Source organism: Sphingomonas sp. Root241, assembly GCF_001428865.1.
Taxonomy (GTDB): domain Bacteria; phylum Pseudomonadota; class Alphaproteobacteria; order Sphingomonadales; family Sphingomonadaceae; genus Sphingomonas.
This window is the reverse complement of sequence record NZ_LMIV01000001.1, coordinates 529,278-543,717: the sequence shown is the minus strand read 5'-3', so window position 1 is coordinate 543,717 and position 14,440 is coordinate 529,278. Positions and strand designations below refer to the sequence as shown.

The 14,440-nt window shown below is 65.9% G+C and carries 7 protein-coding genes, 1 tRNA gene and 2 pseudogenes; 5 read left to right on the top strand and 5 right to left on the bottom strand.

All coding sequences use genetic code 11. From position 1 onward, the window contains the following. Positions 1 to 108: 108 nt before the first annotated feature. Positions 109 to 4,731: an NAD-glutamate dehydrogenase gene (locus tag ASE13_RS02655; RefSeq protein ID WP_056611037.1), complete on the bottom strand. Its 4,623-nt coding sequence runs from the start codon at positions 4,729 to 4,731 to the stop codon at positions 109 to 111. Positions 4,732 to 4,816: 85 nt separating this feature from the next. After that, the gene (locus ASE13_RS02650) at positions 4,817 to 6,067 is read right to left on the bottom strand and encodes a hypothetical protein (RefSeq protein ID WP_056611034.1); all 1,251 of its coding nucleotides are present in this window, start codon (positions 6,065 to 6,067) and stop codon (positions 4,817 to 4,819) included. 201 nt (positions 6,068 to 6,268) lie between these two features. On the opposite strand from ASE13_RS02650, the gene ASE13_RS02645 reads away from it, so the two are divergent. Together ASE13_RS02645 and ASE13_RS02640 are read left to right on the top strand one after the other, a co-directional pair. Beyond that, positions 6,269 to 6,344, top strand: a tRNA-Thr gene (locus ASE13_RS02645). 146 nt (positions 6,345 to 6,490) lie between these two features. Then, positions 6,491 to 7,706: pseudogene (locus tag ASE13_RS02640) on the top strand (tyrosine-type recombinase/integrase). A gap of 128 nt (positions 7,707 to 7,834) precedes the next feature. On the opposite strand, the pseudogene ASE13_RS20215 reads toward ASE13_RS02640, so the two are convergent. From ASE13_RS20215 to ASE13_RS20455, 3 genes and pseudogenes are all read right to left on the bottom strand, one after another. Beyond that, positions 7,835 to 8,020 (bottom strand): annotated as a pseudogene (locus ASE13_RS20215) (integrase); the annotation flags it as partial. Positions 8,021 to 8,040: 20 nt separating this feature from the next. Continuing rightward, a complete protein-coding gene (locus ASE13_RS02635) occupies positions 8,041 to 8,586 on the bottom strand; it encodes a hypothetical protein (RefSeq protein ID WP_156404702.1) in 546 nt (181 codons plus the stop codon). A 204-nt stretch (positions 8,587 to 8,790) separates the two neighbouring features. Then, entirely contained in the window at positions 8,791 to 9,042 is a 252-nt protein-coding gene (locus ASE13_RS20455) for an SgcJ/EcaC family oxidoreductase (RefSeq protein ID WP_414885299.1), read from the bottom strand. Here ASE13_RS20455 and ASE13_RS02625 point away from each other — a divergent pair. From ASE13_RS02625 to ASE13_RS02615, 3 genes are all read left to right on the top strand, one after another. Next, positions 8,935 to 10,338 (top strand): winged helix-turn-helix domain-containing protein, encoded by a 1,404-nt coding sequence (locus ASE13_RS02625; RefSeq protein ID WP_414885309.1) that lies wholly within the window; start codon positions 8,935 to 8,937, stop codon positions 10,336 to 10,338. The two genes, ASE13_RS20455 and ASE13_RS02625, sit on opposite strands and share 108 nt — an antisense overlap. A gap of 29 nt (positions 10,339 to 10,367) precedes the next feature. Further along, on the top strand, positions 10,368 to 10,685 hold the full coding sequence (locus ASE13_RS02620; RefSeq protein ID WP_156404699.1) for a hypothetical protein: 318 nt from the start codon (positions 10,368 to 10,370) through the stop codon (positions 10,683 to 10,685). 300 nt (positions 10,686 to 10,985) lie between these two features. Further along, positions 10,986 to 14,297, top strand: coding sequence for a polysaccharide deacetylase family protein (locus ASE13_RS02615; protein ID WP_056611017.1), 3,312 nt, complete (start codon positions 10,986 to 10,988; stop codon positions 14,295 to 14,297). The last annotated feature ends 143 nt before the right edge of the window (positions 14,298 to 14,440 follow it).

Below are 14,440 nucleotides of genomic sequence, written 5' to 3'. Positions count from 1 at the left end.
AACACCTCGCAATAGCTGACCGCGTAACGACGCTTGCTCAATGCAGGTCCCGATGGGTCCCGAGAGCCTGACCGGGATACCGACGAGCAGGGCCGTGGCCATTTCTTCTCAGCGACCGAGCAGCACGCGCGCTTGGCCCGCGATCTGGGCAAGCATCGCGGCGTTGGGCACCGCCGCCTGCCGTGCGCGCCGCACCAGATTGGCGAATTGGTCGACTCGCGGCCGGTTCGCCTCCAGCCACGTGTCGACCGCCGCTTGCGGGTCCTTGTCTTCCGAGCGGCTGAGGAAGTCGAGCCGCAGCTGCTGGAAGTCGCGCGCGAGGCCGGCGATGAGCAGCCGCTCCCACGGATCGCCGGTGGTGATCCGCGCCGCGGTCGACTGCGCCCAATCGAGCCCGAGCGCCTGCCCCAGATGGGTGAAGGCACGGGTGAGCACGGTCTCGTCGATCCCCTTGCGGACGCCGAGTTCGGCGAGGCCGACCGCGCCGTCCATCTCGAACAGCCGGACGACCTTGGCGACGAGCTCGGGCGGCGCGCCGGCCGCTTCGAGCTTGGCGGAGATGCGCCCGCTCTGGCTCTTCACTTCGTCGAGCAGCAGCGCCTTGGCCTGCTTGTCGAGCGCGTCGATGCCGGGCTTGAGCCGGGCGATCACTTCGGCCGGGCCCGCGCCGGGCCGGCAGACGCGAAGCAGATCGGCGACCTGACCGCGCACGGCGACCGCCATTTCGTCGAGCAAGGCGAGGCGCGCCCCTTCGCCGATCTGTGCGTTCTCGACCGCTTCCCACACCGCGGGGAGGCAGAACAACCGCTCCGCGACGACGAACATCGCCGCGATATCGGCCATCGAGGCGCCCTCTTCCTCGGCGAGCTCGAACGGGTGGAGCACGCCGAGGCGATTGACCATGCGATTGGCGAGCTTGGTCGCGACGATCTCGCCCCGCAGCCGATGCTCCTCGATCGCCGTGGCGAAGCGTTGCTGCATCGCATGCGGGAAGGCGGCGCGCAGATCGTCCTCGAGCTCGGGATCGGCACCCAGCCGGCCATGCTCGATCGCGTCCTGCAGCGCGAGCTTGGTCGAGGCGAGCAGCACCGACAATTCGGGCCGGGTGAGCCCCCTGCCCTCCTGCGCGCGGCGGAGAAGCTCCTCGTTCGACGAAAGCCCCTCGACCGCGCGGTCGAGCCGGCCGGTGCTTTCGAGGATCTCGATCACCCGGACATAGCTGGGCAGCGATACCGCGCCGTCATTCTCCATGAAGGAGAGCGCCAGCGTCTGGAGGCGATTATCCTCGAGCACGAGATGCGCGACGTCGTCGGTCATCTCGGCCAGCAGCGTGTTGCGGTCCTCGAAAGCGAGCCGGCCCTCGATCACCTCGCGGTTGAGCGCGATCTTGATGTTGACCTCGTTGTCCGAGCAATCGACGCCCGCCGAATTGTCGATGAAGTCGGTGTTGATCCGGCCGCCATGGCTGGCGAAGGCGATGCGCGCGGCCTGGGTGACGCCGAGATTGGCGCCCTCGCCGATCGCCCTGGCGCGGACCTGCTCGGCATTGACGCGGAGCCGATCGTTGGCGGGATCGCCGACCTCGACATGGTTCTCGCTCGCGGCCTTCACATAGGTGCCGATGCCGCCGAACCAGAGCAGGTCGAGCTGGGCCTTGAGGATCGCCGAGATCAGGCTGTTGGGATCGATCTCGGGAACATCGAGACCGAGCATCGCCTGGACTTCGGCGCTGAGCGGGATCGATTTCTCGGTCCGCGGGAACACGCCGCCGCCCTTCGAGATCAGGTCCGGGTTATAGTCCGCCCAGCTCGACCGCGGCAGCGCGAACATGCGGGTGCGCTCGTCCCAGCTCTTCGCCGGATCGGGATCGGGATCGAGGAAGATGTGGCGATGGTCGAACGCCGCGACGAGCTTCAGCGCCTTCGACAGCAGCATGCCGTTGCCGAACACGTCGCCCGACATGTCGCCGCAGCCGGCGACGCGGATGGACTCGGACTGCACGTCGACGCCCATTTCGAGGAAGTGCCGGCGGACCGATATCCAGGCACCCTTGGCGGTGATCCCCATCGCCTTGTGGTCATAGCCGTGCGACCCGCCCGAGGCGAAGGCGTCGCCCAGCCAGAAGTTTCGTTCGACCGCGAGTGCGTTGGCGACGTCGGAGAAAGTGGCGGTGCCCTTGTCGGCGGCGACGACGAAATAGGGGTCTTCGCCATCGAGGATCGCGACCTGATCGGGATGGACGACCTTGCCCGCGACGATGTTGTCGGTGACCGACAGAAGCGCGCGGATGAAGACGCGGTAGCTTTCGGTGCCCTCGGCGAACCAGGCGTCGCGATCGACTGCCGGCGACGGCAGCAGCTTGGGATAGAAGCCGCCCTTGGCGCCGGTCGGCACGATCACGGCGTTCTTGACGCGCTGCGCCTTCATCAACCCGAGTATCTCGGTGCGGAAATCGTCGCGCCGATCGGACCAGCGCAGTCCGCCGCGCGCGATCGGGCCGGCGCGCAGGTGGATGCCCTCGACACGCGGGCTGTACACCCAGATCTCGCGCCAGGGGAGCGGCGCGGGAAGCCCGGGGACCTTGGCCGAATCCATCTTGAAGGCGAGCGCTTCGGCCGCGGCGGGCGCGAAGGCGTTGGTGCGGAGCGTGGCGAGGACGACGCCGCGCAAGGTGCGCAGGATGCGATCGTCGTCGATCGCCGAGACCTGATCGAGCCCGGCGTCGATCGCCTTTGCCGCGGCCTTGAGGGCGCTTTCGTCCTTGCCGGCGCGGGCGGGATCGTGCGCGGCCTCGAACCGCTCGATCAGCGCGGCGGCGACCTTGGGCGCGCGGCGCAGCGCATCGACCACGGTGCCCATGCCGTAGTTCATGCCGGTCTGGCGGAGATAGCGGAACCACGCGCGGAACAGCACGACCGAAGTCGGCCGCATGCCGCCCTCGACGATCAGCCGGTTGAAGATGTCGTTCTCGGCGCGGCCTTCGAGCACCGCGGCGATGGCGTCTTCGACGAGAGTCGGATCGTCGGCGAGTGCCGGTGCAGTGCCGGTCAATGCGACTTCGAAATCGTGAAGGAAGCAGCCATTGGCGAGCTGCGTCGGCACTTCCTCGATCACACGGAAGCCGAAATTCTCGAATACCGGGACCGCATCCGACAGCGCAAGCGCGCCGCCCTGGGCGTAGAGCTTGATCCGGTACTGGCCTTTCTCGGTGGGATGCGGCGTGATCCGGACCGAGCGATCGCCGGCGCCGTCGAGCGTGGCGATGCGGAGGATATCGCGCGCGGCTTCCTCGGGCGTGTTGGTCGAGCGATAGACGGCGGGAAAAGCATTGGCGAAGCGCAGTGCGAGGCGCGTCGACGCGCCGCCGGCCTGCTCGACCAGCGCCGCCTCGACCGCGGGCACCCAGCCGCGCAGCATCCGCGCCAGCCGCGCGTCGAGCTCGCCGGCATCGGGCATGACGCCGCCGCCGCGCAGATCGAGCGTGTAGCGCAGCAAAGCGACGACACCGTCCTCGAGCGCGATCGACCAGTTGATCAGCTTGGCGCTGGCGGATTCGGCGAGCATATCGCCGATCGCCTCGCGGCGGCCGGTCGAGACTTCGTCGCGCGGCAGCCAGACGAAAGCGAAAAGGTGCCGCCCGAGCAGACTGCGGACCAGCACCAGCTTCGAACGCGGCCGGTCGGCTACCGACATCGCAGTGAGCACGAGATTTTCGAGCGAGGCTGCGTCGAACGCCGTGGTCAGATCATGCGGCAGCGCAGTCAGCGCGTGCGACATCGCCTTGCCGGTATGCCCCTTGGGATCGAAGCCGAATTTCTTCTCCAGCCCCGCCAGGCGCGTGCGCAGCAACGGCACGTCCTGCGGATCGGCGAACAAGGCGGCGCTGGTCCATAGGCCAGCATGGATCGACAGGCCGGTCACTTCGGCACCGGTGAGGATCGGCACGACGACGATGTCGAGCGGCACGCGGCGGTGCACGGTCGAGATCGAATTGGACTTGAGCAGCAAGGGCGATTCGCCGCCCTTGCGGAAATGCTCGACTGCGGCTTCGCGCGATGCGTCGGCGAGGATCGGCGTGCCGAGCTTGTAGCGTGCGAGACCGAGCTGATCGGAGACCTTGCCGTCGGTGCGCCACTTCTCGTGCGCGAGCAGAGTCATCGCGCCGTCGTTGAACCAGCGGAGCAGCGCCGTGCCCTCGGCGGTCGGCAGCGCATCGGCATCGGCGACGATCGCGGCCTGGAGCGCGCGCCAGTCCTCGACTGCGCTGCGGACCTGGGCGAGCGTGCTTTCGATCTCGGCCACCAGGCTGCGGCGCGTGCGCGCGTCGCTGCGCTCCATCTCAATATAGATCATCGATTCGCGGCGCGCGGCAGCCGCCGCCGGACCGATCGAGACGAGCTTGCCGTCGCCGTCGCGCTCGACGGCGATCACGGGATGGATGAGGCGGAAGATCGCGATGTCGTGCGCGGCGATCGCGCCCGAGATCGAATCGACGAGGAAGGGCATGTCGTCGTTGACGACCGCCAGCCGCATGCTGCGGCGTTCTTCGTCGAGATAGGTCTCCAGCCGGATCTGCGGGCTGCCCGGCGGGCGCACCGCCGCGGCTTCGGCGACGAAGCCTGCCGCTTCGGCGCGCTCGCCCTCGTCAAAGCCTTCCAGCTCTCCCGGCAGCGCCCCTTCGAGCAGCCGCGCCTCGAACGCCTGCGTGAGCGACGTCATCATGCTTTTCATGGGCGCCGCTATGCTCTGCCCAGCGTCCGACCTCAAGGCTCGGCGCGCAAGAAAAGTAACGGTTGCGACTAGTTTGTCGAAAAACTCAGGCGGCAGCCTTGCGGATCGCGCGTTCGGTGAGCGCCGTATCGTCTTCGAAACTGGCGACGATATCGAGACCCTCATGGCCCGCGCGCGCGAGCAGCACGACGAATTCGCCCTGCGCCGGGATGGCGACATGGCCGAGCGGCGGACGGCTGCGCATCTCCTCGGCGGCCTGCGCGAAGACGTCGCGCTTCGGCGCCGGACGGCGATGGTCGCGCTCGGCCTTCACCACGCCCTTGATCCCGCCGGGAGCGACTTCGAGGAAGGCGTCGAACCCGCCCTGCGGCACATCCTGGCGGCGGGCATAATTGAGCACCGCGGCGAATTCGGTGAGGCGGGTCTTGTCGTAATCCACACCGAAGACGAGCTTGACCGGCGGCGTCATCGGCGCGCGCGCCTGCACGTTGAGGCCGGCGTCGCGGAGCAATAGCTGGTAGCCCTCGGGCTCCGCCTCTGCGGCGAGCGCGAAATCATAAGCGCGGCTGAGCGCGCGATAGAGCGCCGAACGGCTGCGCGTGTCGGATGCGCGCGCGGCGGCAGCCGATTCGCGCGCCAGCATCAGCTGATCGGCGAGGCTCGAGCCGTGGACGAGCGCCTCGACGGTCTCCATCGCATCGAAACCGGCGCTGGGACCGTCGGCCCAGACCGCGGCGGCAACCGGGTTCTGCGGGACAATGCGGCGTGATTCCTCGATCTCCGCATTGAGGCGCGCCTGGGTCTCGGCGTCGACCAGTTCCTTCCAGTTGATCACGCCATAGATGAAGTCGATCGTCTCGCCGTCCGACGAGAAGGGCATCAGGATGCCGCGATACAGCGTGTTGTGCCCGCGCTGGCCGACGAACTCGGCCTCGAAGCCGATCGGGGCGCGATTGGCGATGATCTGGAGATAATGGTCGGTCAGGCGCGAGAGCAATGAGCGGCTCGGCACTTCGCCGACGGTCTGGATCGACGGCGTGAAGCCGCATTCCTCGCGCAGCGATTCGCCGAGAAAGCGGATCGAGGGATCCGAGACGCCGCGGGTGAAATCGAGCAGCACGCTGTGCGGGCCGAAATCGGCGATATTCTCGGGATCGAGATTCTCGATCGAGGGATAGGCGCGGCCATGGAGCAGCGACACCCAATAATTGTACGCGCGCACATGCATGCGGCGCTCGTCGGCGCCGATTTCCATCGGTCGATCCGAAACGGCGTCGTCATTCGACACCTCGGGAGTCGAGTCAAAGGGCTCATTGATACCGCGAGCCATGTCCATGCGCGTGCTCCGTTGCGGGCAACCCGCCCGATCCTTGAGCCACAGCTTGTGCACCCTCCATGGTAAACGACGCGTAAAGCCCGCCGGGTACGTATTGTTGCGGTGCCGGGCTGCGGGCGCGGCAAGCAAATCGCAACGCTTGTCAGCTACGAATCATGCTGGTAAGCGCGCGCTCTCTTCCGGGCGACATGCTTCGGACGGGCCGCTTTAGCTCAGCTGGTAGAGCATCGCATTCGTAATGCGGGGGTCACAGGTTCGAGTCCTGTAAGCGGCACCAGTACATATTGAGAACATGGTAGAAAACCGCAGAAATCTGCGGTAAAATGGCACCTGCCGGTCCCACGATTTCTCACTATGTTCCGCCAAGGCCCCGCCAAAAAGGGGCCATGGGCCACGAACATTAGCAGGAGGCGTGGCCCCACCATGCTTACGACCGTGGAGATTCGTGCGCTCAAGCCCGCAGCTCGCCCGTTCAAGGTTGCGGACAGCAAAGGACTATATTTGTTGGTGCAGCCCTCGGGCTCATTGCTCTGGCGATTTCGCTACAGGGTGCTCGGTGTCGAACGGAAGCTGTCCCTGGGCAGCTTTCCAGAAGTTTCCCTTAAGGAGGCACGCCTCGCCCGCGATGCGGCACGCGCGCAAGTCATCGACGGCGAAGATCCGGTCTAGGACAAGCGGCAACGGCGCATCCAGGCAGAGGTTGCGGCGCAGACGACGTTCAAGGTCGTAGCCGGCGAGTGCATCGAAGATGGAGCGTGAGGGGCGATCGTCCGCGACGATCAAGAAGGCGCGCTGGTTTCTCGAACTTCTGGCAGGGGTCGCCAAGCGACCGATCGCTGCGGTTACGCCGCACGAACTTCTCGATGCGCTAAAGCGCGTCGAGCGCCGCGGACATCACGAAACCGCCCTGCGGCTTCGCTCCTTCGCGGGACGCGTGTTCCGCTATGGCTTCGCGACGCTCCGGACCGAACGTAATCCCGCCGACATCCTGAGGAGCGCCCTGACGGTCTCGCAAGCCCGGCACCACGCTGCGATTATCGAGCCCAAGAAGGTCGGCGAACTGCTGCGCGCGATCGAAGACTATTCCGGTCGGCCCGAAACATACTTCGCACTGCGCCCGGGCGCCGCATGTCTTGCTGCGCCCGGGCGAGCTGCGCGGCGGCCGCTGGAGCGAGATCGACTTTGTTGAAAAGGTACGGCGCATTCCCGGCGAGCGAATGAAGATGAAACAAGCCCATACCATCCCGCTTTCGCGCCAATCGCTCTACCTGCTTCAAGAATTACGCGCGCTGGCGAGACCGGGCGAGTTCCTGTTTCCCGCTCTCCACACCACCAAGCGGTCCATCTCCGAGAACACGCTCAATGTCGCGCTTCGCCGACTTGGCTATGACCGGGAAGAAATGACCAGTCACGGCTTTCGCGCAATGGCGAGCACCCTGTTGAATGAATCAGGGCTCTGGCATCCCGACGCTATCGAGCGTGCGTTGGCCCATGACGAGAGAGACAAGGTCAGGGCGGCATACCATCGAGGTGCTCATTGGCCGAGCGCGTGCGCATGGCGCAGTGGTGGTCCGACTACCTTGATCAACTTCGTGTGGGCGGCAAAGTGATCAAGGGGAAGTTTCAGAAGCGTGCGTGAAGCGAAACTCCGCCGCCCCCACACCATGTCTGCTTGTGAGCTCTTTGCCGCCGCTCGCCAATTGATGCCCACCCGATATCAGAACGTCCGTTTGTGGCCGACAGCGGACGGGCCGCTTTCGGAAGCTGAAGGCTCGCGCGAACATCAGCCGTGAGCTCGAACTGCACAGGTCGTCCGGTCTTCTGCTGGGTCACGATCGCCCTGGCTTTGATCTCCGCGCCTGATATCAGATCGGCGATCTTGATTTTGACGAGGTCACAGCCGCGCAACTTGCTGTGGATGGAAAGACCAAACAGCGCCCGATCACGGAGGCGTGGGTCCGCAAGGATACACGCTACTTCGGCGCAGCTGCTGCGCATTGCCGCTCGAGACTGGAAGCCGCGGGCGAGTTCCGAGCCCTCGCCGAGCGGGCGGCTTCGCAAATGGCTGGAAGCGGCGCCGGTTCGGAGCCGTTTGCCGGCTTCACCCGGCCAAGCGCGATCGAAGGTGCTTGCCGTGGGGCTGGTGCGGCAGCCACATGGCATGTCAGAACTTCGGTTCCGTACCAGTTAGCTTTCGTATCAGGATTCAATGCATCGTAGGTAAAGCCCGTCATCCGACCCTGTGGACCAATGGTGCCCGTGTAGATGCCGGTGGCGTTCGGAACATGCCTGAAGATGTCTCGTCCCCAATGGATGGTGAACTGGACCGTGGAGCCGTCAACCTGTCCTTCGACCGGGCTGACTTCCAGCCCGATCAGGGTTTCGTTGGTTTGCTGGATCATCATCCTGGCCGGCATGTCCCACTGGCTGCACGCGGCGCCCGCCGATCCGGTGGAAAAAACGAAAGCTGAGGCGAGAGCGAGCGAGAACGAGATCGCCAGCCGACGATTGTGCGTCATATTTTCCTCCAGAGGTTCGTGGAAGTCACGGTGGTCATTGGTGCCATCGCCCAGCGGGAAGGAGGGACAGTCAGATTGGAGGTGCAGGACGCTCCTCGACATTGTGGTACGATATGATCTCCCAAGCGCCGGCTTTTCGTACCAGGACTTGTGCAAGCTTCGTGCGCATGATCCTGCCAGGAACGGCCGGTGTCGGCGGAATGCTCAGCGTGACGGACGTTCTACGAGCGCCACGTCCGGCTGAACGATACGCAGGTGCTCGATACTCTGCTCAAGGCGTGATCCCCGATAGACAGTGGCGAAGATGCGAGCGTGCTGCTCCGCGAACGCGCGCCTGCCGACGAAGACCTGACCGAAGATGTTGGTGAACACGCAATCCGTCGCGACAGCCTGGCTATAGGCGGCGGCATCGCCTCCATTCCATGCGCGGCTCTCATCCTTGAGGATCGGGCGCACCAGATCGAACCCAAGGTGATGCAGGTCCTGGTCGTGCTGCAAAGCCGCGAGAACGAAGTGGTCTCCAGGTCGGAACTGCACGAGACCTGCTGGGCGGGGCGGGTGGTCAGCGATGATTCGCTCAACCGCGCGATCTCCGCCCTTCGCCGGCTTTCGCAACTCGGTGGACCGGCAGGATTTCGGATCGAGACGATCGCCAAGGTGGGCTACCGGCTCACGACCTCCAAATCGAAGCTCGATGGCTCACCCGGCGTGGTGCTTGCCGTATTACCCTTCGACTCTATTCCTGCGAAGCGGGGATCGTCCTGGCTGTCGGACGGCATTGCCGAGGCCGTTCTGAGCACGCTGGCCGCGAGCACCAGCATTCGCGTGATCGGCCGCTCGTCGAGCTTCCAGTTTCGTGGGCCAGACAAGGCTGTCGGCATCGCCAAGGCCGCGCTTCGGATCACGCACGTGCTGGACGGCTTCGTCCAGCAGGTTGGAGACACGATCCGTGGCGCGGTTCAGCTGGTTGAAGCAGATTCGGAGACGATCATCTGGTCCGAACGGATCGATGAGCGAAGCGATAATGTGCTGGGCTTGGGCGACCGTGTGGCCGAGCACGTCGCAGTGGCTTTGGACCGCGCCTTCGCCGCACGCCGACGCCCGCAACGCATCGATGCGCGCGCCTATGAACTTTACCTGCGTGGCGCCGAGCTCACGCGCAATATCGATCCGGGTAGCCAGGCCACGGCTGTATCGCCGCTTACGGAATGCGTACGCTTGGCACCCGACTTTGCGGACGGCTGGGGCAATCTCGCACTGGCTCGGGCACAATTGGGCTTCTTCCAGGCGCCCTCGCCGGAAAACCGCGCTCAGGCCAACCTTGAGGCGCGCAAAGCATTGGCGATCGATCCGGACTGCGGTCCGGCAAGGCTTGTCCCCTATGTCGGCGGTCCCGTCTTCGATTTCAGCGGGCACCGGATCTACGAAACACCAGCACCTTCGAGCCACGGAAGAACGGCATCGCCCGACGTTTCCTTTGGCGTCCAGATGCTTGAACAGGGGCGCATCGCCGACGCGCTCGACTTTTTTGCGGCGGCAGAGCGATACGATCCACTGTTTCAGATCCGCATCTTTATCATAGCCTCGCCTTGCTTTGTGACGGCAGCATTGAGGACGGCCTGGCCCGGCTGGAAAGTGCGGCCGACCGGTGGCCCGACCTTCCCTTCTTTCTCGCCGCGCGCCTGCGCTGGGCGGCCGCTGCGGGAGATTGGCCGACAGTGGGCCGGTTCACTGAAAATGACAGCGGCCTGAGGCACTCGCTGGGGTCGAGGGCCGCCGATGTGTACGCCTGGATCGAGATCGCGCGGAATCCCGGCTCCACGTTCGATGACTTCCTGTCGTTGAGAGCCGCGGCCTTCACATGTGGCAGATCCGGGCTCGAGGAGCTTTTGCTTTATGGGCGTACGGCTGGGATCGAAGAGGTTCTCCAGCTGCTGGATGCGTCCGGCGAAGCGATCGTCAATATGGCTGCGGCACGAAGACCCGACGAGATCGGCGCGATAGCCTTATGGCTGCCGATCTACGACGCTGTTCGAAAGTCGCCGGGATTCGCGGCTGCGGAACGTCGAATCGTACTAACTGCACCGAACCAGCGATGAACCCCAGATAGTGCGATCCCGCAGCTCAAGATTCCCAGATCTCCCGATCATCAGTCATGTGTCCGGGCTATCGGTTATCATCAGCGCCGTGTGGATGCGACGACGTACAGCATGCTATTGTCGTCACCGCCGGCGCGAACTGCGCCGTCTCCCCGCAATCCAGCGCTGGTACTGATCGGGCCTGACGAGATGAAGCCCGCCAGCGCCAACATGACGGAAATTTAAGCTGGCCCTCAGTTCGGTGACATCTTCGGCGTCGTAGCGACGGTGCGTTCCGAACGTTTGCAGGAAAGCCCAGGCATGCGCCCGCCCGTCTTCTTCGATCCCACCGGCCGCCGCGGTCGCTGGGCAAAGCGTGTGCTGGCGATCGGGATCGCGCTCGTACTGATCGGCGCGGTGGCGTTCGCAACGACGCTCGTTGCGGTTCCGCGCGAGCGAGGGCTCGTGTTGCCGTTTGCGCAGTCTCGTCCCGCCCAACTGCGCGGCACGCGTCCCCGCCACGGCCTCGGCGCCTGGCTGCCGGCGATCCACTCGAAGGATCCGCACACGCCGCTCAACATCGGCTTCTACGTGCCTGGAGACGATGCGAGCCTCGCATCGCTCCGCCGGCACGTCGGGTCGCTCGACTGGGTGGCGCCGGCGCTCGTCACCGTGGCCGGGACGAAGATGCGAGTCGAGCAGGATCCGCAGTTCGACCAAACGATCCACGCGGCCGCGTCTCCGCCCAAGATCCTGCCCATGGTCCAGAATTTCGGCGATGCGGCGTGGGACGGCGCGGGCGCCGCGACGTTGCTGCGCGATGCCGCGCGCCGCCGCGCGCTGGCGGCACGCCTCGCCGCGATGGTCGCGGGGCGGCACGATGCCGGACTGGTGATGGACTTCGAGGCGCTGCCGCGAAGCGCCATGGGCGATTATCTGCGCTTTCTCCGCACACTTCGCGCGGCGCTGCCGGCCGGGTCCCAACTCGCGGTCACCGCGCCGGCCGAGGACCAAAGCTGGCCGCTTCCCGCGTTGGCGGCCGTCGCGGACCGGGTGATCGTCATGGCCTATGACCAGCATTGGGAGGGCGGCGAACCCGGCCCCATCGCCGCGCAGGACTGGTTCGTCCAGCAGGTCGGGGCAGCCCGTCGATCGATAGGCGCGGACAAGCTCGTCGTCGCGCTCGGCAGTTATGCCTATGACTGGCATGGGAAGGCCACCGATGCGTTGTCGATCGAAGAGGCCTGGCTTGCCGCCCATGACAGCGAGGCGCCGATTTCCTTCGATCGCGCCAGCGGCAATGCCGGCTTCGCCTATGACGAGGACGGGCAGCACCACAGCATCTGGATGATGGATGCGGCGACCAGCTGGAATCAGCTCCAGGCCTTGAAGCGGATGGGCATCGACGATGTGGCGCTCTGGCGACTGGGCACCGAGGATGCCGGCTTCTGGTCCGATCTCGGCGCCTTCCGCAGCGGCGGCGTGCCCGATCTTTCCACTCCCCGTTCGCTGCTCAGCACCGATGTCGAGGGTTCCGGCGAGATTCTGCGGATCGCCGCCACGCCGTCCGACGGCAGCCGCACCGTCACTCGCGACACCCAGGGGATGATCCGCGACGAGGCATATGGGGCAGTGCCGACGCCCTATGTCGTACAGCGTACCGGCGGCACCGAGCCGCGGCGGCTCGCACTGACCTTCGACGATGGCCCCGATCCGGCATGGACGCCGAAGATCCTCGACACGCTCGAGGCCGCACATGTGCCGGCGACCTTTTTCGTCATCGGAGAGAATGCGCTGCAGCATCCGGCCCTGCTGCGCCGCATGATCGCCGACGGGGACGAGATCGGCAATCACAGCTACACCCATCCCAATCTAGCCAACGCCAGCGCGACACAGACGCAGCTGGAGCTCAATGCGACCCAGCGGCTCGTCGAAGCCTATACCGGCCACCGCATGACGCTGTTCCGCGCGCCTTATTTCGGCGATGCGGAACCCACCACGGCCGACGAGCTCGGCCCCGCACTGGAGGCGCAGAAGGCAGGCTATACAGTGGTGGGCCTGCATGTGGATCCGAACGATTGGCAGCGCCCCGGCGTGGATGCGATCGTCGATCAGGTCGTCGCGCAGGTCCATGGCGCGACGCCCGCGGCTTCGGCGAATGTCATCCTCCTCCACGACGGCGGCGGGGATCGCAGCCAGACGCTCGCCGCACTCCCGCGGATCATCGCGACGCTGAGGGGGCAGGGCTATCGCTTCGTTCCGGCTTCGCAGCTCGCCGGCATTCCGCAGGCAGAGGCGATGCCCGTCGTCACGGGGAGCGATCTCCTCGCAGTCCGCATCGACGTGGCGATTTTCGTCGCTCTTGCCGCCCTCGCGGCGACGCTCGCCTGGCTCTTCTACGTCGCCATCGCGCTGGGCATCGCACGCGCAGTGTTGATGGCGGGCCTGGCCTGGTTCCAGAGCCGACGGCGTCGGCCCGAGCCGCCCGCCTTCGAGCCGGCCGTTTCGGTGATCATCCCCGCCTATAACGAGGAGCGCGTGATCGCCCAGTCCATCGCGCGTGCCCTCGCCAGCGACTATCCCGCGCTGCAGATCATCGTCGCCGACGACGGATCGCAGGATCGCACCAGCGCGGTGGTCGCGGAAGCTTTCGGCACCGATCCGCGCGTCACGCTGCTCACGCTGCTCAACGGCGGCAAGGCGGCGACGCTGAATCGTGCGCTGCACCATGCAACAGGCGAAGTGATCATCGCCCTCGACGCCGACACCCAGTTCGAGCCGGAGACCATTCGTCGCCTCGTCCGCTGGTTCGCCGATCCGCGTATCGGCGCGGTGGCGGGCGACGCACGGGTCGGCAATCGCGTGAACCTCGTCACGCGTTGGCAAGCCATCGAATATATCACGGCCCAGAATCTGGAGCGGCGGGCGCTTGCCGGCTTCGATGCCATGACCGTGGTGCCGGGCGCAGTCGGCGCGTGGCGTCGCATCGCGATCGATTCGGTCGGCGGCTATCCCGAGGACACGCTCGCGGAGGATCAGGATCTCACCATCGCCGTCCAGCGGGCCGGCTGGCGCGTCACGTACGATCCGCGCGCAGTCGCGTGGACCGAGGCGCCCGAAAGCTTCAAGGCGCTGGCGCGACAGCGCTACCGCTGGGCGTTCGGCACGCTGCAATGCCTTTGGAAGCACCGGGCTGTCCTGCGGGTGGGCAAGCCCTCCGGCCTCGCTTTGGTGGGCCTGCCGCAGGCCTGGCTGTTCCAGATCGCCTTTGCCGCGATCTCGCCGCTCATCGATGCGACGCTCGTCGCGTCGCTGCTGGGCACTGCGCTTCGCGTCCTGCAGCATGGCTGGGCCCAGACGAGCGGGGATGCCGGCATCATGATGCTCTACTGGCTGGCGTTCACGGCCGTCGACATATCGTCCGGCTGGCTCGCCTACGCACTCGACGGCAGTCGCGCCCGCTACCACCCGCACCTGCTGGTCGCGCAGCGGCTCGTCTATCGGCAGATCATGTATTGGGTCGTGCTCCGCGCGATCGTCTCGGCGATCGGCGGCTGGGTCGTGGGATGGGGGAAACTCGAGCGAACGGGCAACGTCGCGGACGAAAGCGCGGCCAGCGCAAGCAGCGCCTAGGCGCCGAGCATTCAATTTAATGCGCTCGCGGGTCGTAGAAGCCGCCCGGGATGTGCCTCCCTATCCCGCGGAGCCGGCGATCGTGCCGAGAATGCGTCTGGAGCCGTGGTGCGCGACGGGCGAAGATCGCCCAGATCACCGTC